This window comes from Streptococcus mitis, from assembly GCF_009496285.1.
Classification (GTDB): Bacteria; Bacillota; Bacilli; order Lactobacillales; family Streptococcaceae; genus Streptococcus; species Streptococcus mitis_BP.
Genome location: NZ_WIJK01000065.1, coordinates 1 through 633 on the forward strand (window position 1 = coordinate 1; position 633 = coordinate 633).

General features: G+C 40.1%; 1 protein-coding gene. It reads right to left on the reverse strand.

The window, feature by feature from the left end:
- On the reverse strand, window positions 1-633 hold a 633-nt coding region (locus GEZ89_RS09870; protein WP_153225817.1), incomplete at both ends, for a transposase.

Sequence of the window (633 nt, forward strand, 5' to 3'; positions counted from 1 at the left end):
AAGCTATTGTCGATTGTCTTTTTCGTTTCTCATAAAAGTCGGCGATATGGCAGGGATTGGTATGACTAGCTGAAGCGATGTTATGAATGCACTTGAACAAGATTTTTCTGGCATAGGGATTACCTCGTTTAGTAATGCGTTCCTTGGCGAGAAAGTTCCCAGATTCATAGTGTCTCAGGTCAATGCCAATAAAAGCGTTGATTTGATTGGTAGACTGAAAACGACGAATATCTCCCAATTCGCCAATGATAGATGTCGCTGTGGTTTCTGCGATGCCAGGAATTGATCGTAAGATGTCATACTCTGCTAAAGGCTGAGCTAGAGCTACCATGTCGTCTAAGACAATTTGTCTGTGCTCAGAAAGACGAAGCAATTCTTGAGCATAGTAACGAACCTCTTCAAGCATTGGGGAGATTTTCTTGACCGCACAAAAAGATTGTTTAGCGAGTTTTATAAGTTTATCAGTCAGGTAAGCAATACGCTTTTCAGAGATTCGTTTGGAGGTGGATTGACGGATAATCTTACACAATTCATTTTGAGATAGGTTTAATACAAACTCTTTGCATGGAAAAGCCATCACTAAATTCCAATATTGCTCTCCAGTTGGTGTGGATAAGAGATTTTCCAATTCAG